The organism is Phenylobacterium sp. (assembly GCF_031984885.1).
Taxonomy (GTDB): Bacteria; Pseudomonadota; Alphaproteobacteria; order Caulobacterales; family Caulobacteraceae; genus Phenylobacterium.
The window spans coordinates 48823-73400 of the sequence record NZ_DAMABV010000001.1 but is presented as its reverse complement, the minus strand read 5'-3'; the positions used below and the strand labels follow the sequence as shown (position 1 = coordinate 73400).

The following is a 24578-nucleotide window of genomic DNA, read 5'->3' as shown; positions in this document are numbered from 1 at the left end:
ATATGGACAGCCCCAATCCGCTGCTGGCGGGCCTTCGCGGCCGCTGCCCGAACTGTGGAGAGGGGCGTCTTTTCCAAGGCTTCCTGAACGTAGCCCCCGCCTGCGAGCGGTGCGGCTACGATCTGGCCAAGGCCGACTCCGGCGATGGTCCCGCGGTCTTCGTGATCCTGATCGCGGGCTTCCTCTGCGCCTTCGCCATGCTCTTCACCGAGCTGGCCTTCTCGCCCCCGGTTTGGGTGCACATCGTCATGTTCCTGCCCCTCACCCTGGCCGTCTGCATCGGCCTGCTGCGGCCGCTCAAGGGCCTGATGCTGGCCGCGCAGTTCGCCAACAGGGCCTCGGAAGCGCGCCATGACTGACCGCGCCGGCCGCTTTCCGGTCGGCCTGACGATCGCGGTCGCGGTTTCGCTCGTCATCCTGATCGGCCTGGGCGGCTGGCAGTTGCAGCGCCTGCACTGGAAGGAAGCGCTGCTCGCGCGGGTCGGCGCCCTGCAGGCCGCGCCGGCGACCTCCGGCGTCGCGGCCATGGAGCAGATGGGCGCGGGCGCCGATCTCGATTTCGCCCGCGTGCGGCTGGAATGCCCGGGCCTGGCCAGCGCGCCCTATCTGGAGCTGTTCTCGGTCCGCGAGGGCAAGGCCGGCTCGCGCCTGATCTCAGCCTGCCGCACAGCCGGCGGCCGCTACAACAGCATCCTGGTCGATCGCGGCTTCGTCGGCGACGACGTCTCGGCCCGGCCGCGCGTCAACGTCTCGGACACGACGCCGGTGGAGATCGTCGGCGTCCTGCGCGCGCCCGAGGCCGGCAACCTGTTCAGCCCGCCCAACGACGTGACCGCCAACCGCTGGTACGTCCGCGACACCGCGGCGATGGCCAACGCCCTCCAGGCCGACGCCCCGGCCCCGCTGTTCCTGATGGCCGAGACCTCCTCGAACCCGGAATGGACGGCGCTGGATCCGGCCCCGCTCCCGGCGGAAATCTCCAATCGCCACCTCGAATACGCCCTGACCTGGTTCGGCCTTGCCGCCGCCCTGGTCGGCGTCTATGCCGCCATGCTCTGGCGAACTTTCCGCCGAAACGGCGGCCGGTTCGGCGACGAAAACTCGCCAATCAATCAGTCAGCACCGACCCCGCGGGGTGGGGGGCGGAAACGGAAGTCTTGATGCGGTACGTCTCTACGCGGGGGCAGGCGCCCTCGGTCGGCTTTGTCGATGCGGTTCTGGCCGGCCTGGCCCCGGACGGCGGCCTCTATGTCCCCGAGGCGTGGCCCGAGTTCACCCGCGACGAGATCGCCGCCTTCGCCGGCCGCCCCTATGCCGAGGTCGCGAGCGCGGTGCTCGCCAAGTTCGTCGGCGAGGAGATCGACCGCGCGACGCTGGCCGAGATGTGCGCCGAGGCCTATGCCAGCTTCACCCACGCCGCCGTGGTCCCGGTCCGCCAGATCGCCGCGGGCGGCTTCATCGCCGAGCTGTTCCACGGGCCGAGCCTGGCCTTCAAGGACGTGGCCATGCAACTGCTGGCCCGCCTGTCGGACCATGTGCTGGGCCAGCAGAAGCGCACCCAGACGATCCTGTGCGCCACTTCCGGCGACACCGGCGGCGCGGCGGTCGAGGCCTTCCGCGGGCGCAGCAACACCAAGATCGTGGTCATGTTCCCGGACGGCCGGATCTCGGAGGTCCAGCGCCGCTTCATGACCACCGCCGACGAGGCCAATGTCCGCTGCGTGGCCGTGGCCGGCGACTTCGACGACTGCCAGGCGATCCTGAAGACCGCGCTCTCCGACGCCTCGCTGAAGCAGTCGGTCGGCCTCTCGGCGGTCAACTCGATCAACTTCGCGCGCATCGTCGCCCAGAGCGTCTACTACTTCACCGCCGCGGTGGCGCTGGGCGCGCCGCATCGGTCCGTCTCGTTCGCGGTGCCGTCCGGCAACTTCGGCGACGGCTTCGCCGGCTATGTGGCCAAGCGGATGGGGCTGACGATCGACCGCATCATCGTCGCCACCAACTCCAACGACATCCTGGCCCGCGCCTTCGAGGACGGCCGCTACGTCCGCGGCGTCACCGCCCCGACCCAGTCGCCGGCCATGGACATCCAGTCGGCGTCCAACTTCGAGCGGCTCTATTTCGAAGCCGTGCGCCGTGACGGCCTGGAGACCGCGCGCGCCTTCGCCGCCTTCGCCGAGACCGGCGGCGTCGACATCCCGCCGCAGGCCCTGGCGACCATGCGCGAGACCTTCACCGGCGTTTCGATCGGCGAGGGCGACACCACCCGCACCATCGTCGCCACCCTGCGCGAGACCGGCGAACTGATCGATCCGCACACCGCCGTCGGCGTGGCCGGCATGCAGCGGGCCCGCGGCGCGACCGCCGCCCCGATCGTGGTGCTGTCGACGGCGCACCCGGCCAAGTTCCCCGAGACGGTCGAGGCGGCCACCGGCGAGACCCCGGTCATGCCGCGCACCGCCGCGCACCTGGCCGGCCGGGAAGAGCGCTTCGACCGGTTGCCGGCTGACGCGGACACCATCAAGGCCTATGTCAGGGCCTTTGCGGAAGGCTGATGCTCTGCCCAACATTCATACGCTGAAGAATGGCGTCCGGGTCGTCTGCGACCCCATCGACGGACTCGAGACCCTGGCCCTGTCGGTCGTCGCCGGCCGCGGCGCGCGATCGGAGGACGAGGCCCGTTCGGGCTGGTCGCACCTGCTGGAGCACATGGTGTTCAAGGGCGCGGGCGAGCGCTCGGCCCGCGACATCGTCGAGGTGATCGAGGCCGAGGGCGGCCAGATCAACGCCGCCACCGGCTATGAGCGCACCAGCTTCCAGATCCGCGCCCTGAAGGGCGGCCTGGACCTGGGCAGCGCCGTGGTCGCCGACCTGGTGCTGCATCCGACCATGGACGCCGGCGACCTCGCCCGCGAGATCCAGGTCGTCGGCCAGGAGATCGCCGAGGCCGCCGACACCCCCGACGACCACGTGTTCGAGATGGCCCAGCAGGCGGCCTTCGAGGGCCAGCCCCTGGGCCGCCCGATCCTGGGCACCGACGAGTCGATCGCCCGCGCCGAGCCGGCGACGCTGTCGGACTGGCGCGCGGCGCTCTATGCGCCCGACGCCCTGGTGATCGCCGCTTCCGGGGCGGTGGACGAGGACGAACTGCTGGCCCTGGCCGAGCGCGACTTCGGCGGCGCGCAGGGGCAGGGGACCGCCGCGCCGGCGCCGGCCAGTTTCGCCGGCGGCGCGCGCACGACCTCCAAGAGCCTGGAGCAGGCCAACCTGGTCTTCCTGCTGCCCTCCGTCGGGGTGCGCGACCAGGGCTATTTCGCCCTGCGCATCTATGCCGAGATCCTCGGCGGCGGCATGGCCTCGCGGCTGTTCCAGGAGGCGCGCGAGAAGCGCGGCCTGGCCTATGCCGTCGACGCCTATTCGGAGACCTATGCCGACACCGGCGTCCTGGGCGTCTTCGCCGGCTGCGCGGCCAAGGACGCCGTCGAGCTGGCCCGCGTCGCCGCCGGAGAGATCCGCGGCATGGCCGAACGGGTCGAGCCCGCCGAACTGGCCCGCGCCAAGGCGCAGCTCAAGGCCTCGATGTTCATGGCCCGCGAGCAGCCGCTGTCGCGCGCCGAACAGGCCGCGGCCCAGGTGCTGCTGTTCGGCCGCACCCTGGCGCCGGCCGAACTGGCCGAGCAGATCGACGCGGTCAGCCAGGCCGACGTCATCCGCCTGGGCGAGGCGATCCTGGCCCCCGGCCGGGCGGCGGCCAGCGTGCTCGGCCCCAAGGCCTCGATGAAAGCCGCCGAGGCGTTCCAGCGGGCCTTGTTCGGGTAGCGCACGGGAAAGGCGGGCCAAGGCCGGTCTTGACGGCCTCCCCGCATCCCGCGAGGTTCCGCCGATGGCCTTGTTGGATTGGATCGCGCCGGAAAGCGGCCTGCGCATCGAGGGCGACGGCGTGTGGCTGCGCCCGCCCCGCGCCGCGGATTTCGCCGAGTGGCGGGAGCTGCGCCAGCAGTCGCGCGACTTCCTGCAGCCTTGGGAACCGACCTGGCCGGCCGACGACCTGACCCGTGCGGCCTTCCGCCGCAGGCTCACCGCCTATGCCCGCGACCGCGAGGCGGGCGCCGCCTATCCGTTCTTCGTGTTCCGCAGCCGGGACGACGCCCTGACCGGCGGCATCACCCTGTCCAACATCCGGCGCGGCGTCGCCCAGATGGGATCGGTGGGCTATTGGTGCGGCCAACCCTTTGCGCGGCAAGGGCAAACCCTGGGGGCGGTCCGCGCCCTGACGGTGTTCGCGTTCCGCACTTTGGCCCTTCACCGCCTGGAAGCGGCCTGCCTGCCCAGCAACGAGGCCTCGCGCCAGCTCCTCAACCGAGCCGGGTTCCGCGAGGAAGGTCTCGCCCAGGCTTATCTGAAAATTAACGGCGTCTGGCGAGATCATGTGCTGTTCGGTCTCGTGTCTCCGCTGCGGGCGCACGAGGGCCCGGACGAAGGAGTGTCTGTTTAGCGCTCGGCTGTCGTGGGCCGAACCGCTCTGCGGCGCGTTGGCCAGAAATGTCTTGAGACAATGCCGAACGATCGTTGGAGCTGGGACGCAACCGCGACCTTGGAGGCGCTAGGCGCCGCCGATGTGGCCCTTTGGCTTTGGGAACCCGAGAAGGATCGCCTGCACCTGACCGGCGCCTCGCGCGCCTTGGGTCTTGGCCCGCTGGCGCCCGAATGTTCGTCGGCGGCGATGCGCGCGCTGGCGCTGCCGCCCGATCGCGCCCTGGCCGAGGACATCCTGCGCGTCCAGGAGCCGGGCGCCGAGATTTCCGTGCGGCTGCGCATGCGCGGCGGCGGCGTCTGCATCTGGCGCGGGGTCTGGCTGGAGGAAGGGCTGCGCGCCGCCGGGGTCGTTGCGCCGGAAGCCAAGTTCGCCGCCTCGGACCTGGACGGTCTGACCGGCCTGCTCGACCGCAAGAGCTTCGTCGCGCGCGCCAGGGAGCGCCTGGCCCATCCCGGACAACATGAACTGGTGGTCGCCGACCTCGACCGCCTGCGCCGCCTGAACGAGGCGCTGGGCCACGAGCGCGCCGACCTGGTGCTGGCGGCCCTGGGCTCGCGCCTGGCCGCGGCCTTCCCGCCCCACGCCCTGCTGGCGCGGGTGGGCGAGGACGAGTTTGCGGTGCTGACCCCGGTCAGCCAGCAGTCGGCCGCCGAGACCCTGCGCCAGGCGCTGGAGCAGCCGCTGCGGGTCGCCGGCTTCGACATTCACCCGACCCTCTCGATCGGCGCCGTCGAGGCGGTCGGCGGCGAGGACGCGCCCGAAGCGGCCGAACTGCTGCGCCGCGCCGAGCTGGCGGTGGAGGCGGCCAAGAGCGGCGGGCGCGGCGGCGCGGCCGCCTACGGCCGCAGCCTGGAGAGCGACGGGCTCTCGCGCCTGGCCCTGGAGAGCGACCTGCGCGGCGCCATGGGCCGCAACGAGATCGTGCCCTTCTACCAGCCCATCGTGCGGCTCTCGACGGGCGCGCTGTCCGGCTTCGAGGCCCTGGTCCGCTGGCGCCACCCGCGCCGGGGCCTGCTGACCCCCGACCAGTTCCTGCCGCTCTGCGAGGAGATGGGGCTGATGAGCGAGCTGGGCGCCATGATGATGCGCCAGGCCGGCGAGCAACTGGCCCGCTGGCGGCGCGACCACCGCGCGGCCGGCGAACTGACGGTCGCGGTCAACCTCTCGACCGGCGAGATCGACCGCCCGGACCTGATCTCGGACGTGGCCCAGATCCGCCGCGAGACCGGCCTGCCGCCCGGCGCGCTGAAGCTGGAAGTCACCGAAGGCGACGTCATGCGCGACCCGGACCGCGCGGCGATCGTCCTGCACAAGCTGCGCGAGGCCGGCGCCGCCCTGGCGCTGGACGATTTCGGAACCGGCTTCTCCTCGCTCAGCTATCTGACGCGGCTGCCGTTCGACACCCTGAAGATCGACCGCTACTTCGTGCGGACCATGGCCACCAACGAGGGGTCGGCCAAGATCGTGTCGTCGGTGGTCAAGCTCGGCCAGGACCTGTCGCTGGAAGTGGTCGCCGAGGGGGTCGAGAACGCCCAGATGGCCCGCCAACTGCTCTCGCTGGGCTGCGACTACGGCCAGGGCTTCGGCTATGCGCCGGCGCTCTCGCCGCAGGAGGCCGAGGTCTATCTCAACGAAAGCTACGTGGACGGCGCCGCGCCGGTGAAGGCGCGCGGCTAGGCGCGGCCGGCGGTCGAGGTCAGCAGGCTGGCGTCGACCCCGATCTTGGCCAGGGCCTTCGACCATTTGTGCGCGTGGTCGGGTCCGAAGATCAGCGCCTCGTCGGCCTCGCAGGTCAGCCAGACGTTCTCGCGCAGCTCCCGCTCGAGCTGGCCGGGACCCCAGCCGGCATAGCCCAGGGCCAGCAACGAGCGCCGCGGCGGATGGCCGTGGCCGGCCATCGCCTCCAGCACCTCGCGCGTCGCGGTCAGGGCCACGCCCTCGCCGACCTCCAGGCTGTGCTCGCCGGCCATGTAGTCGTCGGTGTGCAGGACGAAGCCGCGTTCGCGGTCGACCGGACCGCCCAGCAGCACCAGGTCCGGCGCCATGTCGACCGAGGTCTTCACGTCCAGCCGGCCGAGCAGGTCGGGCAGGGTGAGGCCTTCCACCGGCCGGTTCACCGCGATGCCCATGGCGTGGCCTTCGTCGTGGGCGCAGATCAGCACCAACGCGCGCTCGAAGCGCGGGTCGCCGATGCCCGGCATGGCGATCAGCATCTTGCCGGAAAGAAAAGCGCCGTCTCCCATGCCTCGAATGTGACTCTGATCGCGGCTCTTTCAAGTCATAGCGTTACATAAGGCCGTTGAAGCGGCCGCGCAGGGCGTTATCTGGTGGCCTGAACTGATCAGGGAGACAGATCATGACCATCAAAGTCGGCGACAAGCTGCCCGCCGCCACCTTTTCCGCAGGAACGGCCGAAGGCCCCAAGCCGATGAGCGTCGACGAGATCTTCGCCGGCAAGAAGGTCGCCCTGTTCGCGGTGCCCGGCGCCTTCACCCCGACCTGCTCGGCCCGCCACCTGCCGGGGTTCAAGGACCACGTCGCCGACTTCAAGGCCAAGGGCGTCGACGCCATCGCCTGCATCTCGGTCAACGACGCCTTCGTGATGAAGGCCTGGGGCGAGAGCCAGTCGGTGCTCGGCGACATCCTGATGCTGGGCGACGGCAACGGCGACTTCACCAAGGCGATCGGCCTGGAGATGGACGCCTCCAAGTTCGGCATGGGCGTGCGCTCGCAGCGCTACTCGATGATCGTCGAGGACGGCGTGGTGAAGGAGCTCAACGTCGAGGCTCCCGGCGAGTTCAAGGTCTCGGCCGCGGACTACATGCTGGCCCAGCTCTAGGCGTCAAGCGCCCAGGGCCTGAGCGCCGACGGCCTCGAGGTCGTCGGCGCTTTCCATCAGGCCGTCGGCCAGGCCCGGGGCCTGGGCCAGGACCTGGCTGGCGTAGACGCGGGCCAGGGCGGCCTTGCTCTTCGACCAGTCGTCCGAACCTTCGGCGACGGCCTGGGCCTGCCGGGCCAGCATCCAGCCGCCGATCACGTCGCCGGCCAGCTTCAGATAGGGCGTGGCGGCCGCCAGGGCGTTGGGGCCCTTGTTCTGCAGCACCCAGTCGGTGGCGCGCTCCAGCGCCGCGACCCCGGCCTCCAGCCGCGCCCCGACCGGGGCGAGCCCGCCGTCCAGCGCCTCGGCCGTGGCGTGCATCTCGGCGCAGAGCGCGTCCATGACGCCGCCGCCTTCCATCGAGACCTTGCGGCCGACCAGGTCGATCGCCTGGATGCCGTTGGTGCCCTCGTAGATCGGGGCGATGCGGGCGTCGCGATAGTGCTGGGCCGCGCCGGTCTCCTCGATGAAGCCCATGCCGCCGTGGATCTGCAGGCCCATGGAAGCGATCTCGACGCCGACGTCGGTCGACCAGGCCTTGGCGATCGGGGTCAGCAGCTCCTGGCGCGCCTTGGCGGTGGCGCGCTCGGCGTCGGTCCGGGCCAGGCGGGCGAGGTCGGTCAGCACGCCGGTGGTCAGGCAGATGCCGCGCGCGGCCTCGATCTTGGCCTTCATCAGCAGCAGCGAGCGGCGCACGTCCGGGTGGCCGTAGAGCGGGGCGGGATATTCGGCCGACCACACGGCGCGGCCCTGCCGGCGTTCCTGGCTGAAGGCCAGGGCCTGCTGGAAGGCGCGTTCGGCGATGGCCACGCCCTGGACGCCGACCTGCAGGCGCGCGGCGTTCATCATCACGAACATATGGGCGATGCCGTTGTTCACCTCGCCGACCAGCTCGGCCCTGGCGCCTTCGAACAGCATCACGCAGGTGGGCGAGCCGTGGATGCCCAGCTTGTGCTCGATCGAGCCGGCGCGCAGATCGTTGGCCACGCCCAGCGAGCCGTCGTCCTCGACCAGGCGCTTGGTCGCCAGGAACAGCGAGATTCCCTTCACGCCGGGCGGGGAGTCGGGCAGGCGGGCCAGGACCAGGTGGCAGATGTTGTCGGCCGCGTCGTGGTCGCCCCAGGTGATGAAGATCTTCTGGCCGTACAGGCGATAGCCGCCCTGGCCGTCGGGCTCGGCGCGGGTGGTGACGGCGGCCAGGTCCGAGCCGGCCTGCGGCTCGGTGAGGTTCATCGTGCCGGTCCATTCGCCCGAGACCAGCTTGGGCAGGACCAGCGACTTCTGGCGCTCGGTGCCGTGCAGGTCGAGCGCCTCGATCGCGCCCTGGGTCAGCATCGGGCAGAGGCCGAAGGCCATGTTCGAGGCGTGGACCATCTCGAACACCGCCAGCTCCATGGCCTTGGTCAGGCCCTGGCCGCCATGCTCGGGATCGGCCGACAGCGAGTTCCAGCCGCCGGCGACGAAGGCCTGGTAGGCGTCGGCGAAGCCCGGTGCGGCGATCACCGCGCCGTTCTCGTAGCGCGCGCCGACCTGGTCGCCCTTGCGATTGAGCGGGGCGAGCTGCTCCTCGGTGAAGGCGCCGGCGGCCTCGAGCACCGCGGCGAGCGTATCGTCATCGAGTTCGGCAAAGGCGCCCGATACGAGCGCCGGGTGACCGGCGATCCGCAGCGAAAGGGCAAGGTCACGGATGGGCGCGCGAAAGGACATGCTGAACTCCGATATGTCAGGCGTTCTTTAGGGGAGGCGCGGCGCCGCTCCAAGCCCCCACGAGTTCCAAATTGAAAGTCAATGTCGGGTCAATGGCTTGAGGGGCGTCGGCGGGTGCGCAGCCGCGGCCGGCCAGGCGTGGCGCGCCTGTCTGCGCCGCCCCGGGCCCCGGGGATCGCGCGGAGGATGGTCGATCCGCGGCCGGCCGGCCCCTAGCCAGCCGGCTATCGTCGCCCATATGGAATTTCGAGCTTGGCCATGCCAACCGGCAGGTTTTCGATCGACGCTTCCATGATCCTGCCGAGACGGCGCATCGTGGTCGTCGTCGCGCGCAGCAGGAAGTACCGACCGATGTCCGAGACCGCCCCGGGGCGCAGCCGCTACAGCGCCGTCGCCATCGTCCTGCACTGGCTGATCGCCGCGGCCATCGTCTTCCAGGTCATCATCGCCTGGCGGATGGGCGGGGGGCGGACCCCGGAGGGCTTCGCCCTGGTCCAGCTTCACAAGTCGATCGGGATCACCGTGCTGCTGCTCAGCCTGATCCGGCTGGGCTGGCGCCTGACCCACCGGCCGCCGCCGTTGCCGGCCGGCATGGCGAACTGGGAGACATGGCTGGCGAAGGCCGCGCACGTCGGGCTCTACGTGATCATGATCGGGCTGCCGATCACCGGTTGGATCATGGTCTCGGCCAGCAAGATCCAGGTCCCGACCCTGCTCTACGGCGTCATCCCCTGGCCGCACGTGCCGGGGCTGGCGCACCTGGCCGCGCCGGCCAAGGCCGCCTGGCACGCGTTCGGCGAGACCGGGCACGAGGTCCTGGCCTGGGGCGCCTATGTCCTGGTGGCGCTGCACGTGGCCGGGGCGCTGAAACACCAGCTCTTCAGCAAGGACGAGCCGGTGCTGGCGCACATGGCGCCCGGCGCGCGGCCCGGCGCCTGGTTCGACCCGCGGCTGCTCGGCGTCGCGGTCGCGGCCCTGGCGGTGATCGGCGCGGGATACGCCGTGCGGCCCGCCCCGCCGGCCTCCAGGCCGCTGCCGCCCCCGCCGGCCGTGGTCGAGGAGGCGCCGGCGGAGGTCGTCGCCGCCCCGCCCGCCGAAACCGCGAGCCCCGCCGAGGCCGCTCCGGCCCAGGCCGAGCCGGCCGCCGCCGAACCCTCGGCCTGGACCGTCAGCCCGGGCTCGACCCTGGGCTTTGCGACCTCCTGGAGCGGCACGGCGATCGAGGGGCGCTTCGACCGCTGGCGGGCCGACATCCGCTTCAGCCCCGAGGCGCTCGACAAGTCCAAGGTCAGCGTCAGCATCGACCTGGCCTCGGCGGTGACGGGAGACGGCCAGCGCGACGAGTCGATCAAGGGCTCGGACTGGTTCGACGTCGCCAGCCACGCCAGGGCGACCTTCACCGCCACCCGCTTCGAGAAGACCGGCGAGGACCGCTATGTCGCCCACGGGACCCTGACCCTGCGCGGGGTCAGCAAGCCGCAGCGCCTGCCGTTCACGCTCAAGATCGAGGGCGACAAGGCGCGCGTCAGCGGTGTAACCAGCCTCGACCGCACGGCCTTTGGCGTCGGACAGGGCGAGTGGAAGAGCACCGATCAAATCCCGGCCGAGGTGAAGGTCAGCGTCGACCTGACGGCGACGCGGCGCTAGACGCCGCCGCCGCAGCCCTGCGCGCGGGCCGACTGGTCATCCTGCCGACCGAGACGGTCTATGGGCTGGCCGGCGACGCCGCCAACCCGCAGGCCGTCGCCGCCATCTTCGAGGCCAAGGGGCGGCCGAGCTTCAACCCGCTGATCTCGCACGTCGCCGACCTGGCCGCGGCGGAGAAGATCGCCCGGTTCGACGATCGGGCGCGGGCGCTGGCCGCGGCGTTCTGGCCCGGTCCCCTGACCCTGGTGCTGCCGGTGGCCGACATCGGGGCGGTGAGCGACCTGGCCCGCGCCGGGCTCGACACCGTGGCGGTGCGCGCGCCGGCCCATCCGCTGGCCCAGGCGCTGCTGGCGCGGTTCGGCGGGCCGGTGGTGGCGCCGTCCGCCAACCGCTCGGGCCGGCCCAGCCCGACCAACTATGCCGACGCGATTGAGGAGACCGGCGAGGCGGCCGCCGCCGCCCTCGACGGCGGCCCCTGCGAGGTCGGCCTGGAGTCGACGGTGGTGGCGCTGCTGGACGAACCGCGGCTGCTGCGGCCCGGCTCGGTGACCCGCGCGCAGATCGAGGCGGTGATCGGCCCGCTGGCCGAAGCCGAGGCCGACGCCAGGCGCTCGCCCGGGCGGCTGGCGCGGCACTATTCGCCCAAGGCCCCGGTGCGCCTGAACGCCGCCGCGCCGCGGGCGGGGGAGGCGTACCTGGCCTTCGGTCCGGGCGAGCACCGCTGGAACCTCAGCCCGACCGGCGACCTGCGCGAGGCCGCCGCGCGCCTCTTCGCCTATCTGCGCGACGCCGACCGCACCGACCCAGCCGCCATCGCCGTCGCCCCGATCCCGCACGAGGGGCTGGGCGAGGCGATCAACGACCGCCTGAAGCGCGCCGCGGGGTTCGTGGGTTAGGCGGGCGCGCGGTCGGAAAGCGGTCTTTGCGCCCTGGGGGTCCGGGTCTAGTCTTCACCCATTGTAGGCAGGGGTATCGCATATGGCCTTGGCCCCTTTTCCTCCCTTGCGCAGCGGGGGGAGGAAAAATAGGGCGACCTCCATGTGCGATCGCCCTGCGGGCCAAGGGAAGAAAGCCATGAGTGACGCCGTCGGCCCTGGCGATCTGGTTCTCTGCGTCAACGCCGCCCCAAACCATGTCACGGGAAGGCCGGTGCCCCTCCAGGCCGGGGAGACCTACCGGGTCCTCGCGGTCATGGACTTCGCCTGCCCGTGCGGACGTTCCGACGCCTTGCTCGACGTGGGCGTCGACTTCGCCTGGTGCCAGACGCGCTTCCGACTGCTGCCCAAGCCCAAGGCGCAAGCCAGGACGCGCCGCGTCTCGGCTCCCAGGGAGAAGGAAGGGGTGCGCTGAGCGGCCGAAGTCGCCGGCGGCCCGGCTTTAGGACGTCGGCTGGGCGGCGGCGGCGATGAGCGCGTTGTCGATCTCGTCGGCGCGCCGTGCGGCGGGGCGCTGCAGGTGGCGCTCCACATAGGTCTCGAACGCCGGGCGCTTTTCGATCGTGCCGAAGTTCATCCCCCAGGACAGGTGGGAGGCGAGATAGAGGTCGGCGGCGGTGAAGCTGTCGCCGACGAGATATGGGCGGCTCTCGACCGCGCCCTCCACGGTCGCCAGGACGTCCTCGATGCAGCCGAAGCCCAGCATGCTGCGCTGTTCGATCGTCGGTTCCAGGTCCACCGCCTTGGCGCCCACGGCCTGCTCGATCGGGCCGGCCCCGAAGAACAGCCAGCGATAGTAGGGACCGCGCAGCGGGCTGTGCGCGGGCGGAGCCAGACCGGCCTGGGGGAAGGCGTCGGCGAGGTAGGCGCAGATGGCGGCGCATTCGGTGACGACCACCCCGTCATGGACGATGGCGGGCACCTTGCCCATCGGATTGATGGCGAGATAGTCGGCGCCCTTCGCCTCTCCGGTCTCCCAGCGCAGGATCCTGGTCTCGTAGGGCTGGCCGACCTCCTCGAGCATCCAGCGGATGATGCGGCCGCGCGACATGGGGTTGGTGTAGAAGACGAGGTCGGACATGGTCGGCTCCCTTTGATCGCGATGACATATCCCGAGGCTGCTGACAGCGGTTTGGCAACAGCCGTTCCCGGCCGGCGGTTCCGGGCGGCGGCTTCCTCAAGGCGCCGCGGAATACGGGCTGGCTTCAATCCGCATCGGGGGTTCGGCCAGGAGGTCTATGATTTCATCGCGCAGCAAGTCGGCGAGAGGGCTGTTCTCATATTCGTCCTTCGCCTCCGTCGATCTGAACACCTCGACGTTCCACAGCACGTCGGGGTCTTGCCTCTCGCGCAAGATAATGAACCGATCCGAGGCGCCGGACTTGGCCATGCCGACGGTTGCAAGCTCAAAGAGCTTGTCCCCCGATCCGGGCTTCGCGCGCATCCTGATGATGTAGGCGGGTTGATCCTGCAGGGTCATGATGTTCCTCGCGATGGGGGCTGACCTCGGCGCCTAGCATGGGCGAGGGGCTGACGTCTGCAATGGGCGGACATCGTCCTTGATTCGGCGGGTTCGCGACGGGTCGATTCACTCCTGAACCCGTTGCGAAGGCATAGGCGGGGGGCCTCGGGAATGTCGCCGAAGCGAAGGCGGTCCCCTGGTTCGCGCCATGGCGCGCTCGCGGCGGACGTGGCAAGAGGCGGGCAAGGTTCAGACGAGAGAGAGGCCCATGGCGTTCTTCCTGGTGACGATGACGCACCCTGACGGCGAAGGTTGGGGCCGCCATGTCGTCTCCCACGTCGACTATCTCAAATCCCTGATAGCGGTGGGGAAGATCCGGGCGTCGGGCCCTGTAGAGGGCCTTGGCAAGCGCGCCGGCTTCATCCTCGTGACGGCGGACGACCGCGAGGAGGTCGAGCAGCTCATCGCCCTCGATCCCTTCGCGGTGGAGGGTTTGATCGACGAGCTCACGATCCTGTCGTGGGACCCGATGTTCGGCGCGTTCGCGGACGATCCCGCCCGCGGCAAGACGAGATAACGGACGTCTCGCCGCCCGCAGCATATGCAGGCCCTCGGGGGCCTGTCCGAACCAACTCCAGGGCGAGACGAAATTTGAGTTCAAGGGGGCGGGGCGCGGGCCTAGGGTCGGCGTCATGACCGTTCCCGTGCCCGCCGACGTCATTTCCCGCCTCAAGGCCGTGCTCGGCGAGGGCGGCTGGAGCCAGGACCCCGACCGGTTGGCGCCCAAGCTGGTGGAATGGCGCGACCGCTGGCAGGGCAACACGCCCTTTCTGGCCCTGCCGAAGACGACCCGCGAGGTGGCGGCGGTGGTCGGGGTCTGCGCCGAGGCCGGGGTCCCGATCGTTCCGCAGGGGGGCAATACCGGCCTGGTCGGCGGCCAGATCCCGCTGGGCGAGATCCTGCTCTCGACCGAGCGGATGCGGGCGATCCGCGACGTCGACGCCTTCGACGACGTGCTGGTGGCCGAGGCCGGGGTGACGCTGCAGGCGGCGCACGACGCGGCGCTGGAGGCCGGGCGGCGCTTCCCGCTGGACATCGCCTCCCAGGGCACGGCGACCATCGGCGGCATCGTCTCGACCAACGCCGGGGGCACCGCGGTGCTGCGCTATGGCAACACCCGCGACCTGGTGCTGGGGCTGGAGGCGGTGCTGCCCAATGGCGAGATCTGGAACGGGCTCAAGCGCCTGCGCAAGGACAACACCGGCTATGATCTCAAGCAGTTGCTGATCGGGGCGGAAGGGACGCTGGGGGTGGTGACCGCCGCCAGCCTGAAGCTGTTCCCGGTGCTGGTCTCGCGCGCCACCGCCATCGCCGCGGTGGACGACCCCGAGGCGGCGATCCGGCTGCTGGCCCGCGCCAAGGACGAGGCGGGCGGCGCGGTCGAGGCGTTCGAGCTGATGGGCCGCCGCGGGATCGAGTTCGTGCTGAGGAACATCCCGAACCAGCGCGATCCGCTGAGCGAGGTTCATCCCTGGTACGTGCTGGTGGAGATCGCCTCGGGCGAGCCCGGCGCGGCCGAGAACGCCATGGAGCGGCTGCTGGCCGCCGCGCTGGAGGACGGGCTGGTGCGCGACGCCGCCGTGGCCCAGAGCGAGGCCCAGGCCAGGGCCTTCTGGTCGGTGCGCGAGAACCAGTCGCCGGGCCAGAAGCCCGAGGGCGCGACCTGGAAGCACGACGTCTCGGTGCCGGTCAGCCGGGTGGCGGCGTTCCTGAACGAGGCGACGGCGCGGATGGAGGCGCTGGTTCCCGGCTGCCGGGTGACCGCCTTCGGCCATGTCGGCGACGGCAACATCCACTACGACGTCATCCGGCCGGACGGCGGCGACGACGGCGCCCATGCGGCGCTGCGGGCCGAAGGCTCGCGCATCGTCCACGACATCGTCGCTTCGATGGGCGGCTCGATCTCGGCCGAGCATGGGCTGGGATCGATGAAGACCGACGAGGCGAGGCGTTATAAGTCGCCGGTCGAGGTTGCGGCGCTCTCGGCGATCCGGCTAAGCCTGGACCCGAAGCGGATCATGAATCCGCGAGTCCTTTTCTGAAGTCCCCATGCTGATCGTCATCTCCCCCGCCAAGGCGCTCGATTTCACGCGGCCGGACATCGCCGCGCCGATGACGACGCCGCAGATGGGGGCCGACATCGCCGAGCTCAGCGTCACGGCCAAGAAGCTCAAGGTCTCCGACCTGAAGAAGATGATGGACCTGTCGGACAAGCTGGCGCAGCTCAACCGCGAGCGGTTCCAGGCCTTCGATCCGGCGATGGAGGACGGGCTGCAGGCCGCCTTCGCCTTCAACGGCGACGTCTATTCGGGGCTGAAGGCGCGCGGCCTGGACAAGAAGCGCCTGGCCTTCGCCCAGAAGCACCTGCGCATCCTGTCGGGGCTCTACGGCGTGCTGCGGCCGCTGGACGCGATCCAGCCCTATCGCCTGGAGATGGGCGTGCGGATCAAGACCCGGCGCGGGGCCAGCCTCTACGACTTCTGGGGCGACCGCATCGCCAAGGCCCTGAACGAGGCGGGCGCGGACCACAAGGACCCGACCCTGGTCAACTGCGCCAGCCAGGAATATTTCGGCGCCGTCGACCGCAATGCGATCAAGCTGCCGGTGGTGACCACGAAGTTCTTCGAGGAGAAGGACGGGTCGTCGAAGATCATCTCGTTCTACGCCAAGAAGGCGCGCGGGCTGATGGCCCGCTACGCCATCGACCACGGGATCGAGAAGGCCGAGGATCTCAAGGCCTTCGACAGCGAGGGCTATCGTTTCCAGAAGAGCGCCTCGAGCGACGCCGAATGGGTGTTCTCGCGGCCCCAGCCTCCGCCGCCGTCGGCGGCCAGAAAGCAGAAGGACTGATCGGATGGCCGTCGACTATGGGTTGCAGGGCCATGTGGCCGTCATCACCGGCTCCACCAGCGGGATCGGCCAGGCGCTCGCCGCCGCGCTGGCCGAGCAGGGGGTCAACGTGATCCTCAACGGCTTCGGCGACCCGGCCAAGATCGAGGCCGACCGCGCGGCGCTGCAGGCCCGCACCAATGCGGCGATCCGCTACCACGGCGCGGACATGACCAAGCCGGACGAGATCACCGACCTGATCGACTATGCGGTGCGCGAGTTCGGCCGGCTGGACATCCTGGTCAACAACGCCGGCATCCAGCATGTCGCCCCGGTGGACGAGTTCCCGCCGGAGAAGTGGGATGCGCTGATCGCGATCATCCTGTCCTCGACCTTCCACGCCAGCCGCGCGGCGATCCCGATCATGAAGGCGCAAGGGCGCGGGCGGATCGTCAACATCGCCTCGGCGCACGGGCTGGTCGCCTCGCCGTTCAAGGCGCCCTACGTGGCGGCCAAGCATGGGGTGGTGGGCTTCACCAAGGGCCTGGGCGTCGAGCTGGCGCGGACCGGAATCACCGCCAACGCCATCTGCCCCGGCTATGTGAAGACGCCGCTGATCGAGGCGCAGATCGTCGACCAGGCCAAGACCCGCGGCATTCCCGAGGACCGGGTGATGGAGGAGGTCATCCTGGCGGCCCAGCCGACCAAGAAGTTCGTCGAGTACGAGCACCTGGCCGGAATGCTGCTCTATCTGGTGTCCGACCTCGGGGCCTCGGCGACGGGCGCGGCGATGGTCGTGGACGGCGGCTGGACGGCGACCTGAGAAGGTCCCCGCCCGCAACGGCCTTACTTCTTGAACTTCAGCTCGCGGGCGGTGAGGCCGCCCCGCAGCACGCGGATGGATTCGCGCGAAACGGCGGCCTGGTTGCTCTTGGGGATGCTGCCGAAGGCCTTGGCCATGGTGGCCTCGTCCTCGTCCAGGCTGCGGTCGAAGACGGCCATGTTCTTGTACTGGATCATCAGGATGACGTCGGCCTCGCCGTCACGCGGGGAGTCGATCGCCAGGACGCGATAGTCGAGGACGTCGCCCCGGGCCTTTTCGGCCTCCTGGATGCCGCGCCAGGTCGAGTTCAGATAGGCCATGTAGTCGTCGAACATGCCGGGCTTGGTCTCGATGTAGCTGACCTGCCAGACCGGGCCCAGGTCGTAGGTCCTGGCGGCGTTCTGGGCCATGGCCGAGCCGCCGATGGCCAGGGCCAGGGCGGCCGATAGAAGGATCGTTCTCACGCGTAACTCTCCCTTGGTTGTGTCGCGCAGGGATGCGCGCGGGGAGATTGCTCTGCCGTAGCCTGGAGAACAACGTTATCCAGGTTGTGCGGACTCTCGCAGCCTGTACAGGACCCAGAGCGAGACGGGCAGGTTGACCAGCAGCGAGGTCAGGACGCCGGGGGCGTAGCCGCCGAGGACCGCGGCCGCCGGAAGGTGGGGCAGGGCCACGTTGATCAGCAGGAGGGCCGCGACGGCCCGCAGCACGCCGATCTTGATCCCGGAGGTCGCGCCGGTCGCCGCCCAGCCGACCAGGGCCCCGACGCTGAGGGTCAGCAGGGTCAGGACCAGGGCGAACATCTCCGGCGCCGGCGACCACCAGCCCAGGCCAAGGTGATGCAGCATGGCGGCCACCCGGCCGCGCATCAGGGAATAGGCCAGGCCCTCCTCCAGATTGTGCAGGGCGAGCGCGCTGATCAGCAGCAGGCCGGCGGCGCGGCGGCGGCCCATCTCAGCCGCCCGGCCGGGCGGCGCAGGATGAAGGCGGGCGGTCGTAGAGCTTGGGCATGTCGCGGCTCCGTGCAGCGAGCGATCGAGCGCCCCAGGCGGGGCGGAAGTCAACCGGGGCGCTTGACGGCCCCGGCGGAAGCACGCTCCTTGTGGCCCAACAAACGTTTGAAAACGAGGGAGGCGCTCGTGGCCTACAAACCATTCGACCTGACCGGCAAGGTGGCGCTGGTGACCGGCGGCAACGGCGGCATCGGCTTTGGCATGGTCGAGGCCATGGCCCAGGCCGGCGCCGACATCGTCATCTGGGGCTCGAACCCCCAGAAGAACGCCGACGCGGCCGAGAAGCTCAAAGCCACCGGCGTGCGGGTGCTGACCCAGGTGGTCGACGTGGCCGACGAGGAGGCGGTGCGCGCCGGCATGGCCGAGGCGGTGAGCAAGATGGGCCGGGTCGACACGGTGATCGCCAACGCCGGCATCGGCGGCGGGGCCAGGTCGTTCGCCGAGTTCCCGACCGACACCTATCGCAAGGTGCTGTCGGTCAATCTGGACGGGGTGTTCTTCACCTTCCGCGAGGCCTGCAAGCACATGGTCGAGCGCTCGGGCCAGGGCGACCATGGCGGCTCGCTGGTGGCGATCTCCTCGCTCTCGGCGCTGGACGGCGCGGCGCGCAACGAGGCCTATGCGGCCACCAAGGGCGCGCTGATCCCGATGATCCGCGCCATCGCGGTCGAGCATGCGCGCTATGGCGTGCGGGCCAACTGCATCCTGCCCGGCTGGATCGCCACCGACATGACGGCCGGGGCGCAGGACAACGACAAGTTCAACGACAACGTCATCAAGCGCGTGCCGATGCGGCGCTGGGGCAAGCCGGCCGACTTCGGCGGCATGGCGGTCTATTTCGCGTCGGACGCCTCGGCGTTCCACACCGGGGACTCGGTGCTGATCGACGGGGGGTATGCGATCTTCTGAGGTCGGCTGTCATCCCGGTTTCGCCGGAGGCGAAGAGGGGGCGCGGCCGAGCCGCATCCTGATCCATCCGGTGTTCATGGGTCCCGGTCTTGCTGCGCAAACCGGGATGACACGTTGGCGGCGGCGGTGGCGGCGGAGCCGCTGACGTCGGGTCATGGTTTCCAGACGGGCCGCCGGGCGCCATCCTCCCCGGCATAAGATTTGGGAGGATTTCGATGACCCTGCATACTCCGCTTTGTGATCTGCTGGGCGTGAAGCACCCGATCATGCTCGCGGGCATGGGCGGCGTTTCCTACGCCGAACTGGCGGCGGCGGTGTCCAACGCCGGCGGCTATGGCGTGCTCGGCATGGCCGGCCGCACGCCCGAGTTCATCCGCGACGAGATGCGCAAGGTGAAGTCGCTGACCGACAAGCCGTTCGGGGTCGACCTGCTGGCCGCCTCGCCGGAGAGCCTGACCGCCTCGGTCGAGATCATCATCGAGGAGGGCGCCTCGTCCTTCGTCGCCGGGCTGGGCGTGCCGATGCCGATCATGGAGAAGCTCAAGAAGGCGGGCCTGAAGGTCATGGTCGTCTGCGGGGCGGTGAAGCACGCGGTCAAGGCCGAGCAGGCCGGCTGCGACGCCGTCATCTGCCAGGGCGGCGAGGGCGGCGGGCATACGGGCCTGGTCGGCACCATGCCGCTGGTGGCCCAGGCGGTCGAGGCGGTGAAGATCCCGGTGGTGGCCGCGGGCGGCCTCTATGACGGCCGGGGCCTGGCCGCGGCCCTGACGCTGGGCGCGACCGGCGTCTGGATGGGCACCCGGTTCATCGCCTCGACGGAGGCCCATGCCGGCGAGCTCTACCGCCAGGCGATCCTGGAGGCGGCGGACGAGGACACGGTCCGCACTCGCTCCTACTCGGGCAAGCCGATGCGGGTGAAGAAGAACCCCTATGTCGAGGAATGGGAGACCCGGCCCCAGGACATCCAGCCCTTCCCGATGCAGGCGATGCTGTCGAGCCGGGCCGGGGTGATGGGCGGGATCGGCGGCCAGATCGAGGGCCTGGACCCCGACCGCTCCTGCTTCGCCATGGGCCAGTCGGCCGGCGGCGTGCATGAGGTGCTGCCGGCGGCGCAGATCGTCGCCAACCTGATCAAGGAAGCCGAGGCGGCCATCGACCGCACCGCCAAACTGCGGGCGGGCGTTCCGGCCTAGGCTGCAACGAAAAGCGCCCGCCCCCGGGGCTGGCGGGGACGGGCGCGGCGTTGCGGCGGAAGGGGTGTGCGGCCTTCCGCCGGTCGTCTGGACGCTACGCGGCGACCTTGGCCGCAATCTGGGCCAGGTGGCGGCCCTGGAAGCGCGCGCCGTCCAGTTCGTTGGCGCTGGGCTGGCGCGAGCCGTCCCCAGCGGTGATGGTCGAGGCGCCGTAGGGGCTGCCGCCGGTGATCTCGTCCTGACGCATCTGGCCGGCCCAGGCGTAGGGCAGGCCGACGATGACCATGCCGTGGTGCAGCAACTGGGTGATGGTCGAGATGATGGTGGTCTCCTGGCCGCCGTGCTGGGTGGCGGTGGAGGTGAAGACCCCGCCGACCTTGCCGACCAGGGCGCCCTTGGCCCACAGCCCGCCGGTCTGATCCCAGAACGCCGCCATCTGCGAGGCCATGCGGCCATAGCGCGTGCCGACCCCGACGATGATCGCGTCGTAGTTCGCCAGGTCCTCGACGGTGGCGATCGGGGCCTCCTGGTCGAGCTTGTAGCCCGAGGCCTTGGCCAGCTCGTCCGGCACGGTCTCGGGAACGCGCTTGATGTCGACGCTGGCGCCGGCTTCGCGCGCGCCTTCGGCGACGGCCTTGGCCATGGTTTCGATGTGGCCGTAGGTCGAGTGATAGAGGACGAGGACTTTGGTCATCGGGCGGTTCCTGGCTTTCGGGGTGAAAAAAGGAGCGGCCCGGACGGGGGAGCGTCCGGGCCCAGTTTGCGTCAGGCGGCGTCGACGAGGACGAGTTCGGCGTCCTCCAGGGCCGTGACGCGGATGGTCGCTTCGTCGCGGATGGCCAGGCCGTCGCGGGCGTTGGCCTTGACGCCGTTGACCTCGATCGCGCCGGTGGCGGGCACGAGATAGGCGTAGCGGCCTTCGCCGAGCTGGTACTCGGTGGTCTCGCCGGCCTTCAGCGTGGCGGCGGCCACGCGGCCGTCGGCGCGGATCGGCAGGGCGTCCTCGTCGCCGTCGACGCCGCTGGCCAGGGTCACGAACTTCCCGGCGCGGTCGCCCTTGGGGAAGGGCTTGGCGCCCCAGGAGGGCTCGCCGCCGGCCTTGGTCGGCAGGATCCAGATCTGGAACAGCGTCGTGTCTTCGTTCTCGACGTTGTACTCGGCATGACGGACGCCCGAGCCGGCGCTCATCACCTGGACGTCGCCCGCCTCGGTCCGGCCCTGGTTGCCCATGCTGTCCTGGTGGGTGATGGCCCCGGTGCGGACATAGGTGATGATCTCCATGTTCGCGTGCGGGTGCGGCGGGAAGCCGGAGTTCGGGGCGATCTTGTCGTCGTTCCAGACGCGCAGGGCGCCCCAGCTCATCCGCTTGGGATCGTGATAGTCGGCGAACGAGAAGTGATGCTTGGCGTCGAGCCAGCCGTGGTTGGCGCCGCCGAGGGTGTTGAAGGGGCGAAGGTCGATCATGTGCATCTCCCTTGAGCCCGGCTAAGGGCTCGATTCAGACATTCGGAGCGTGGCCGGCGCCGTAACCGGCATCCACTTACGGCTGCTACGCTCCGGGACGGGGGCCGTCCGTTCGAGAAAAAGGTAGCGATCCCTGGAGATTTAGAAATAGAAACGATGGAAACAGACTGTTTCCGAAAGTGCGATGTCAAAGCTTCCTGATTTCGAGGCCTGGGCGATCTTCGCCAGGGTGGCCGAGGCCGGTTCGTTCGCCCGCGCCGCCGACGAGCTGGAGCTCTCCAAGGCCACCGTCTCCAAGGCGATCAGCCGCCTGGAAGCGCGCCTGGGCGCCAGTCTGTTCCACCGGACCTCGCGGCGGCTGTCGCTGACCGAGAGCGGCCGCGCGGCGCTGGAGCGCGCCAACCGCATCCTGGCCGAGGGCGAGGCGGTGGAGGCGGAGACGGCGGCCCAGTCGGCGATCCCGCGCGGGCTGGTGCGGCTGGCCGCGCCGGTGTCATTCGGCCTGCTGCACATGGCCGACATCCTGCCCGACTTCCTGGCCCGCTATCCGGAGGTGACGCTCGACGTGAACCTGGCCGACCACAAGGTGGACCTGGTCGCCGAGGGATACGACCTGGCGGTGCGGATCGCCCAACTTCAGGACTCCTCGCTGCTGGCGCGCAAGATCTGCGACATGCGGGTGATGCTGGTCGGGGCGCCGCGCTATTTCGAGGCGTTCGGCAAGCCGGCGCACCCGCGCGACCTGGCCCAGCACCGCTGCTTCACCTACGCCAATGTCGAGAGCCCGGACCTGTGGCGGTTCACCAATGCGGCGGGCGAGGAACAGAGCGTGACGGTCGCCGGCCCGATGCGGGTGAACAGTTCCGAGAGCCTCAGCGCCTCGTTGCGGGCGGGCCTGGGCGTGGCGCTGCAGCCGGAGTTCATCTGCTGGCGCGACCTGAAGGCGGGCGCGCTGGAAACGGCGATGTGCGATTGGCGCCCGCCCAATCCGGCGCTGCACATCGTCAGCCCGCCGGGGCGGCTGCGGCCGGTGCGGGTCAAGGTGCTGATGGACTTCCTGGCCGAGCGGCTGGCGGCCGTCCCCTGGGAGACCGGGCTCTAGTTCCCGATGCTGAAGGCCTGCGGGTCGCGGTTGAAGCGGCCGAAGGTCGAGAGGCAACCCTGCCAGACGCCCAGGTGCTGCCGCATCTCGGCCGCGGGCATGCGCGCGGTCAGCATCGCCCCGTACATCACGTTCGAGCGTCCGTCGTCGGTGAGGTAGCCGCGGCAGGCGACCTGGGTGCGGTTGAAGACGTTGATCTGCGCCAGGGTCGGGCCGCGCCGCTCGAACGCGGTCGAGAAGGCGACCATGCCGCAGGCCTTGCCCTTGGCGTCGCAGTCGACGAACTGCGCGCCGAACTTGCCGCCGGGGGTGACGATGTCGAGGACGGCGACCCCCTCGCCGGAGCTCACCACGCTCGCCTTGGCGTCCATGGCGGCCAGCAGCCCGACCAGGGCGGCCGGGTCGCGGGCGTCGAAGGCCGGCGCCTTCGGGGCCGGCTTGGCGGGCTCGGCCGCGGCGGCGGGCGAGGCGACGGCGAGGGCCAGGACGATGGGCAGCAGGCGCATGAACGTCTCTCAAGGGCTGGACGAGGAGCGCTAGCCCCTCAGGGCGGCGGGTGACAAGCGGCCGCCGGCGGATTTAAGTGCGGCCCATGCGCTCCTTCCTCCTGATCGCGCCGCTGCTGCTGCTCGCCGCGCCGGCCGCCTCGGCCCAGGACCGCTCGGCCGAGATGCGCCAGTCGCTGGTCGGGCTGACGCGGGTGCTGGGCGAAAGCCACGCCCTGCGCCAAGCCTGCGACGGGGCGGACGACACGTACTGGCGCTCGCGCATGACGCGGCTGGTGGAGACCGAGCAGGCCGACGCCGAGCTGGAGCGCCAGTTGCAGGACAGCTTCAACGCCGGCTTCGCCGAGATGCGGCGACTCTACCGGTCGTGCGACGACGGGGCGCGGCGCGCCCAGGAGATGACCGCAGTCCGCGGGCGCGAGCTTTCGACCACGCTGGCCCACGCCAAGTATCGCACGGGCGTCATGCCGTTCGCGCCCGAAGAGGAAGGCGTGACGGCGGAGCCTGCGCCGCGCTAGTGTAGTCTCCGGTTCTCGGGGAGGTTGTCATGGAACTGACTGCGGTCGTCGTCCTACTGATCCTGGCTTTGGTGATCCTGTTCGGAGCCATCAAGATCGTGCCGCAGGGGCGCGAGTTCACGGTGGAGCGCTTTGGCCGCTACACCCGCACGCTGCCGCCGGGCATCAGCTTCCTGACCCCGTTCGTCGAGGGGATCGGCCGCAAGGTGAACATGATGGAGCAGGTCCTGGACGTGCCCCAGCAGGAGGTGATCACCAAGGACAACGCGGTGGTGAAGGTCGACGGCATCGTCTTCATCCAGGTGATGGACGCCGCGGCGGCCGCCTATCGGGTCGACAACCTCAACTACGCCATCGCCCAACTGGCGATGACCAACCTGCGCACGGTGGTCGGGTCGATGGAGCTGGACGAGGTGCTCTCGCAGCGCGACCAGATCAATTCGCGCCTGCTGCACGTGATCGACGCGGCCACCGGCCCCTGGGGCGTGAAGGTCGCGCGGATCGAGATCAAGGACCTGATGCCGCCGCCGGACATCACCAACGCCATGGCCCGGCAGATGAAGGCCGAGCGCGAGCGCCGGGCGGTGATCACCGAGGCCGACGGCGAGAAGTCCGCCGCCATCGCCCGCGCCGAGGGCGCCAAGCAGGCGGCGATCCTGGAGGCCGAGGGCCGCCGCGAAGCGGCCTATCGCGACGCCGAGGCGCGCGAACGCGAGGCCGAGGCCGAGGCCAAGGCGACGGCCATGGTGTCGGAGGCCATCGCCCGCGGCGACGTCAACGCCATCAACTACTTCGTCGCCCAGAAATACGTCGAGGCCTTCGCCAAGCTGGCCGACAGCCCGCAGCAGAAGACCGTGATCGTGCCCGCGGAAATGTCGGCCCTGGTCGGCTCGCTGGCCGGGGTCGGGGAACTGGTGAAGACCATCCGCACCGACGAGCCGCCGCGTCCGGCGCCGCGCGCCGGGCGTGGAGCCGTCCCCCCGACCGGAGCCTGA

The 24578-nt window shown here is 70.4% G+C and carries 28 protein-coding genes; 19 read left to right on the top strand and 9 right to left on the bottom strand.

Translation table 11 applies throughout. The features are described from left to right. Window positions 1–2: 2 nt before the first annotated feature. From RTL41_RS00400 to RTL41_RS00375, 6 genes are all read left to right on the top strand, one after another. Window positions 3–359, top strand: a complete 357-nt coding sequence (locus tag RTL41_RS00400; RefSeq protein ID WP_312160205.1) for a DUF983 domain-containing protein — start codon at window positions 3–5, stop codon at window positions 357–359. Next, window positions 352–1161: an SURF1 family cytochrome oxidase biogenesis protein gene (locus RTL41_RS00395; protein WP_312160203.1), complete on the top strand. Its 810-nt coding sequence runs from the start codon at window positions 352–354 to the stop codon at window positions 1159–1161. The genes RTL41_RS00400 and RTL41_RS00395 overlap by 8 nt, the downstream gene beginning before the upstream one ends. Continuing rightward, on the top strand, window positions 1161–2555 hold the full coding sequence (gene thrC, locus RTL41_RS00390; protein ID WP_312160201.1) for a threonine synthase: 1395 nt from the start codon (window positions 1161–1163) through the stop codon (window positions 2553–2555). The genes RTL41_RS00395 and thrC overlap by 1 nt, the downstream gene beginning before the upstream one ends. Next, window positions 2542–3819: a pitrilysin family protein gene (locus RTL41_RS00385; protein ID WP_312160199.1), complete on the top strand. Its 1278-nt coding sequence runs from the start codon at window positions 2542–2544 to the stop codon at window positions 3817–3819. The genes thrC and RTL41_RS00385 overlap by 14 nt, the downstream gene beginning before the upstream one ends. Before the next feature lie 64 nt (window positions 3820–3883). After that, window positions 3884–4495 carry a GNAT family protein gene (locus RTL41_RS00380; RefSeq protein WP_312160196.1) on the top strand — a complete coding sequence of 204 codons (612 nt, stop codon included), beginning with the start codon at window positions 3884–3886 and terminating at the stop codon, window positions 4493–4495. A gap of 60 nt (window positions 4496–4555) precedes the next feature. Next, the gene (locus RTL41_RS00375; protein WP_312160193.1) at window positions 4556–6214 is read left to right on the top strand and encodes a bifunctional diguanylate cyclase/phosphodiesterase; all 1659 of its coding nucleotides are present in this window, start codon (window positions 4556–4558) and stop codon (window positions 6212–6214) included. Here RTL41_RS00375 and RTL41_RS00370 read toward each other — a convergent pair. After that, a complete protein-coding gene (locus tag RTL41_RS00370) occupies window positions 6211–6780 on the bottom strand; it encodes a YqgE/AlgH family protein (protein WP_312160191.1) in 570 nt (189 codons plus the stop codon). The genes RTL41_RS00375 and RTL41_RS00370 overlap by 4 nt on opposite strands. A 113-nt stretch (window positions 6781–6893) precedes the next feature. On the opposite strand from RTL41_RS00370, the gene RTL41_RS00365 reads away from it, so the two are divergent. After that, window positions 6894–7376, top strand: coding sequence for a peroxiredoxin (locus tag RTL41_RS00365; RefSeq protein ID WP_312160189.1), 483 nt, complete (start codon window positions 6894–6896; stop codon window positions 7374–7376). A gap of 3 nt (window positions 7377–7379) precedes the next feature. Here RTL41_RS00365 and RTL41_RS00360 read toward each other — a convergent pair whose 3' ends face one another. Then, a complete protein-coding gene (locus RTL41_RS00360; RefSeq protein ID WP_312160187.1) occupies window positions 7380–9122 on the bottom strand; it encodes an acyl-CoA dehydrogenase in 1743 nt (580 codons plus the stop codon). A gap of 291 nt (window positions 9123–9413) precedes the next feature. Between RTL41_RS00360 and RTL41_RS00355 the strand changes: the two genes are divergently transcribed. The 3 genes from RTL41_RS00355 (at window position 9414) to RTL41_RS00345 (ending at window position 12119) form a co-directional block, all read left to right on the top strand. Then, window positions 9414–10769 (top strand): YceI family protein, encoded by a 1356-nt coding sequence (locus RTL41_RS00355; protein ID WP_312160186.1) that lies wholly within the window; start codon window positions 9414–9416, stop codon window positions 10767–10769. 17 nt (window positions 10770–10786) lie between these two features. Then, window positions 10787–11665, top strand: coding sequence for an L-threonylcarbamoyladenylate synthase (locus RTL41_RS00350; RefSeq protein ID WP_409418298.1), 879 nt, complete (start codon window positions 10787–10789; stop codon window positions 11663–11665). Window positions 11666–11843: 178 nt separating this feature from the next. Continuing rightward, the gene (locus RTL41_RS00345; protein WP_312160183.1) at window positions 11844–12119 is read left to right on the top strand and encodes a hypothetical protein; all 276 of its coding nucleotides are present in this window, start codon (window positions 11844–11846) and stop codon (window positions 12117–12119) included. A 27-nt stretch (window positions 12120–12146) separates the two neighbouring features. Here RTL41_RS00345 and RTL41_RS00340 read toward each other — a convergent pair whose 3' ends face one another. Together RTL41_RS00340 and RTL41_RS00335 are read right to left on the bottom strand one after the other, a co-directional pair. Then, complete coding sequence (locus RTL41_RS00340; RefSeq protein WP_312160181.1) at window positions 12147–12785, bottom strand: glutathione S-transferase family protein; 639 nt, start codon at window positions 12783–12785, stop codon at window positions 12147–12149. A 96-nt stretch (window positions 12786–12881) separates the two neighbouring features. After that, the gene (locus RTL41_RS00335; RefSeq protein ID WP_312160180.1) at window positions 12882–13184 is read right to left on the bottom strand and encodes a hypothetical protein; all 303 of its coding nucleotides are present in this window, start codon (window positions 13182–13184) and stop codon (window positions 12882–12884) included. A 250-nt stretch (window positions 13185–13434) separates the two neighbouring features. On the opposite strand from RTL41_RS00335, the gene RTL41_RS00330 reads away from it, so the two are divergent. The 4 genes from RTL41_RS00330 to RTL41_RS00315 all read left to right on the top strand — a co-directional run bounded on the left by RTL41_RS00330 (window position 13435) and on the right by RTL41_RS00315 (window position 16878). Beyond that, window positions 13435–13743 carry a YciI family protein gene (locus tag RTL41_RS00330; protein WP_312160178.1) on the top strand — a complete coding sequence of 103 codons (309 nt, stop codon included), beginning with the start codon at window positions 13435–13437 and terminating at the stop codon, window positions 13741–13743. Window positions 13744–13858: 115 nt separating this feature from the next. Next, window positions 13859–15268, top strand: coding sequence for an FAD-binding oxidoreductase (locus tag RTL41_RS00325; protein ID WP_312160176.1), 1410 nt, complete (start codon window positions 13859–13861; stop codon window positions 15266–15268). 7 nt (window positions 15269–15275) lie between these two features. Next, complete coding sequence (gene yaaA / locus RTL41_RS00320) at window positions 15276–16076, top strand: peroxide stress protein YaaA (protein WP_312160174.1); 801 nt, start codon at window positions 15276–15278, stop codon at window positions 16074–16076. 4 nt (window positions 16077–16080) lie between these two features. Continuing rightward, the gene (locus RTL41_RS00315) at window positions 16081–16878 is read left to right on the top strand and encodes a 3-hydroxybutyrate dehydrogenase (protein ID WP_312160172.1); all 798 of its coding nucleotides are present in this window, start codon (window positions 16081–16083) and stop codon (window positions 16876–16878) included. Window positions 16879–16901: 23 nt separating this feature from the next. Here the strand turns inward: RTL41_RS00315 and RTL41_RS00310 are convergent, their stop codons facing one another. Together RTL41_RS00310 and RTL41_RS00305 are read right to left on the bottom strand one after the other, a co-directional pair. After that, window positions 16902–17342, bottom strand: coding sequence for a hypothetical protein (locus RTL41_RS00310; protein ID WP_312160171.1), 441 nt, complete (start codon window positions 17340–17342; stop codon window positions 16902–16904). A 75-nt stretch (window positions 17343–17417) separates the two neighbouring features. After that, a complete protein-coding gene (locus tag RTL41_RS00305) occupies window positions 17418–17831 on the bottom strand; it encodes an HXXEE domain-containing protein (RefSeq protein ID WP_312160169.1) in 414 nt (137 codons plus the stop codon). A 186-nt stretch (window positions 17832–18017) separates the two neighbouring features. On the opposite strand from RTL41_RS00305, the gene RTL41_RS00300 reads away from it, so the two are divergent. Together RTL41_RS00300 and RTL41_RS00295 are read left to right on the top strand one after the other, a co-directional pair. Continuing rightward, window positions 18018–18800, top strand: coding sequence for an SDR family oxidoreductase (locus tag RTL41_RS00300; RefSeq protein WP_312160167.1), 783 nt, complete (start codon window positions 18018–18020; stop codon window positions 18798–18800). 215 nt (window positions 18801–19015) lie between these two features. Then, window positions 19016–19993, top strand: a complete 978-nt coding sequence (locus RTL41_RS00295; RefSeq protein ID WP_312160164.1) for a nitronate monooxygenase family protein — start codon at window positions 19016–19018, stop codon at window positions 19991–19993. Window positions 19994–20087: 94 nt separating this feature from the next. Here the strand turns inward: RTL41_RS00295 and wrbA are convergent, their stop codons facing one another. Both wrbA and RTL41_RS00285 read right to left on the bottom strand, forming a co-directional pair. Further along, window positions 20088–20687, bottom strand: a complete 600-nt coding sequence (gene wrbA, locus RTL41_RS00290; protein WP_312160163.1) for an NAD(P)H:quinone oxidoreductase — start codon at window positions 20685–20687, stop codon at window positions 20088–20090. Between the two features lie 71 nt (window positions 20688–20758). Beyond that, window positions 20759–21457, bottom strand: a complete 699-nt coding sequence (locus RTL41_RS00285; RefSeq protein ID WP_312160161.1) for a pirin family protein — start codon at window positions 21455–21457, stop codon at window positions 20759–20761. Window positions 21458–21641: 184 nt separating this feature from the next. Here RTL41_RS00285 and RTL41_RS00280 point away from each other — a divergent pair, with 184 nt between their 5' ends. Next, window positions 21642–22559: a LysR family transcriptional regulator gene (locus RTL41_RS00280; protein ID WP_312160158.1), complete on the top strand. Its 918-nt coding sequence runs from the start codon at window positions 21642–21644 to the stop codon at window positions 22557–22559. Here the strand turns inward: RTL41_RS00280 and RTL41_RS00275 are convergent. Then, complete coding sequence (locus RTL41_RS00275; protein ID WP_312160155.1) at window positions 22556–23065, bottom strand: hypothetical protein; 510 nt, start codon at window positions 23063–23065, stop codon at window positions 22556–22558. The two genes, RTL41_RS00280 and RTL41_RS00275, sit on opposite strands and share 4 nt — an antisense overlap. Before the next feature lie 86 nt (window positions 23066–23151). On the opposite strand from RTL41_RS00275, the gene RTL41_RS00270 reads away from it, so the two are divergent. Beyond that, window positions 23152–23583 carry a TIGR02301 family protein gene (locus RTL41_RS00270; RefSeq protein WP_312160153.1) on the top strand — a complete coding sequence of 144 codons (432 nt, stop codon included), beginning with the start codon at window positions 23152–23154 and terminating at the stop codon, window positions 23581–23583. 29 nt (window positions 23584–23612) lie between these two features. Continuing rightward, a complete protein-coding gene (locus RTL41_RS00265; RefSeq protein WP_312160151.1) occupies window positions 23613–24578 on the top strand; it encodes an SPFH domain-containing protein in 966 nt (321 codons plus the stop codon).

Excerpts from the sequence above, each read along its gene's own strand:
- RTL41_RS00265 (WP_312160151.1), top strand. The coding sequence starts at position 23,613 with ATGGAACTGACTGCGGTCGTCGTCCTACTGATCCTGGCTTTGGTGATC.
- RTL41_RS00275 (WP_312160155.1), bottom strand. The coding sequence starts at position 23,065 with ATGCGCCTGCTGCCCATCGTCCTGGCCCTCGCCGTCGCCTCGCCCGCC.
- thrC (WP_312160201.1), top strand. The coding sequence starts at position 1,161 with ATGCGGTACGTCTCTACGCGGGGGCAGGCGCCCTCGGTCGGCTTTGTC.
- RTL41_RS00325 (WP_312160176.1), top strand. The coding sequence starts at position 13,859 with ATGACCGTTCCCGTGCCCGCCGACGTCATTTCCCGCCTCAAGGCCGTG.
- RTL41_RS00370 (WP_312160191.1), bottom strand. The coding sequence starts at position 6,780 with ATGGGAGACGGCGCTTTTCTTTCCGGCAAGATGCTGATCGCCATGCCG.
- yaaA (WP_312160174.1), top strand. The coding sequence starts at position 15,276 with ATGCTGATCGTCATCTCCCCCGCCAAGGCGCTCGATTTCACGCGGCCG.
- RTL41_RS00365 (WP_312160189.1), top strand. The coding sequence starts at position 6,894 with ATGACCATCAAAGTCGGCGACAAGCTGCCCGCCGCCACCTTTTCCGCA.
- RTL41_RS00345 (WP_312160183.1), top strand. The coding sequence starts at position 11,844 with ATGAGTGACGCCGTCGGCCCTGGCGATCTGGTTCTCTGCGTCAACGCC.
- RTL41_RS00375 (WP_312160193.1), top strand. The coding sequence starts at position 4,556 with ATGCCGAACGATCGTTGGAGCTGGGACGCAACCGCGACCTTGGAGGCG.
- RTL41_RS00335 (WP_312160180.1), bottom strand. The coding sequence starts at position 13,184 with ATGACCCTGCAGGATCAACCCGCCTACATCATCAGGATGCGCGCGAAG.
- RTL41_RS00360 (WP_312160187.1), bottom strand. The coding sequence starts at position 9,122 with ATGTCCTTTCGCGCGCCCATCCGTGACCTTGCCCTTTCGCTGCGGATC.
- RTL41_RS00270 (WP_312160153.1), top strand. The coding sequence starts at position 23,152 with ATGCGCTCCTTCCTCCTGATCGCGCCGCTGCTGCTGCTCGCCGCGCCG.
- RTL41_RS00395 (WP_312160203.1), top strand. The coding sequence starts at position 352 with ATGACTGACCGCGCCGGCCGCTTTCCGGTCGGCCTGACGATCGCGGTC.
- RTL41_RS00400 (WP_312160205.1), top strand. The coding sequence starts at position 3 with ATGGACAGCCCCAATCCGCTGCTGGCGGGCCTTCGCGGCCGCTGCCCG.
- RTL41_RS00280 (WP_312160158.1), top strand. The coding sequence starts at position 21,642 with ATGTCAAAGCTTCCTGATTTCGAGGCCTGGGCGATCTTCGCCAGGGTG.
- RTL41_RS00380 (WP_312160196.1), top strand. The coding sequence starts at position 3,884 with ATGGCCTTGTTGGATTGGATCGCGCCGGAAAGCGGCCTGCGCATCGAG.
- RTL41_RS00315 (WP_312160172.1), top strand. The coding sequence starts at position 16,081 with ATGGCCGTCGACTATGGGTTGCAGGGCCATGTGGCCGTCATCACCGGC.
- RTL41_RS00295 (WP_312160164.1), top strand. The coding sequence starts at position 19,016 with ATGACCCTGCATACTCCGCTTTGTGATCTGCTGGGCGTGAAGCACCCG.
- RTL41_RS00330 (WP_312160178.1), top strand. The coding sequence starts at position 13,435 with ATGGCGTTCTTCCTGGTGACGATGACGCACCCTGACGGCGAAGGTTGG.
- RTL41_RS00305 (WP_312160169.1), bottom strand. The coding sequence starts at position 17,831 with ATGGGCCGCCGCCGCGCCGCCGGCCTGCTGCTGATCAGCGCGCTCGCC.
- RTL41_RS00340 (WP_312160181.1), bottom strand. The coding sequence starts at position 12,785 with ATGTCCGACCTCGTCTTCTACACCAACCCCATGTCGCGCGGCCGCATC.
- wrbA (WP_312160163.1), bottom strand. The coding sequence starts at position 20,687 with ATGACCAAAGTCCTCGTCCTCTATCACTCGACCTACGGCCACATCGAA.
- RTL41_RS00285 (WP_312160161.1), bottom strand. The coding sequence starts at position 21,457 with ATGATCGACCTTCGCCCCTTCAACACCCTCGGCGGCGCCAACCACGGC.
- RTL41_RS00355 (WP_312160186.1), top strand. The coding sequence starts at position 9,414 with ATGATCCTGCCGAGACGGCGCATCGTGGTCGTCGTCGCGCGCAGCAGG.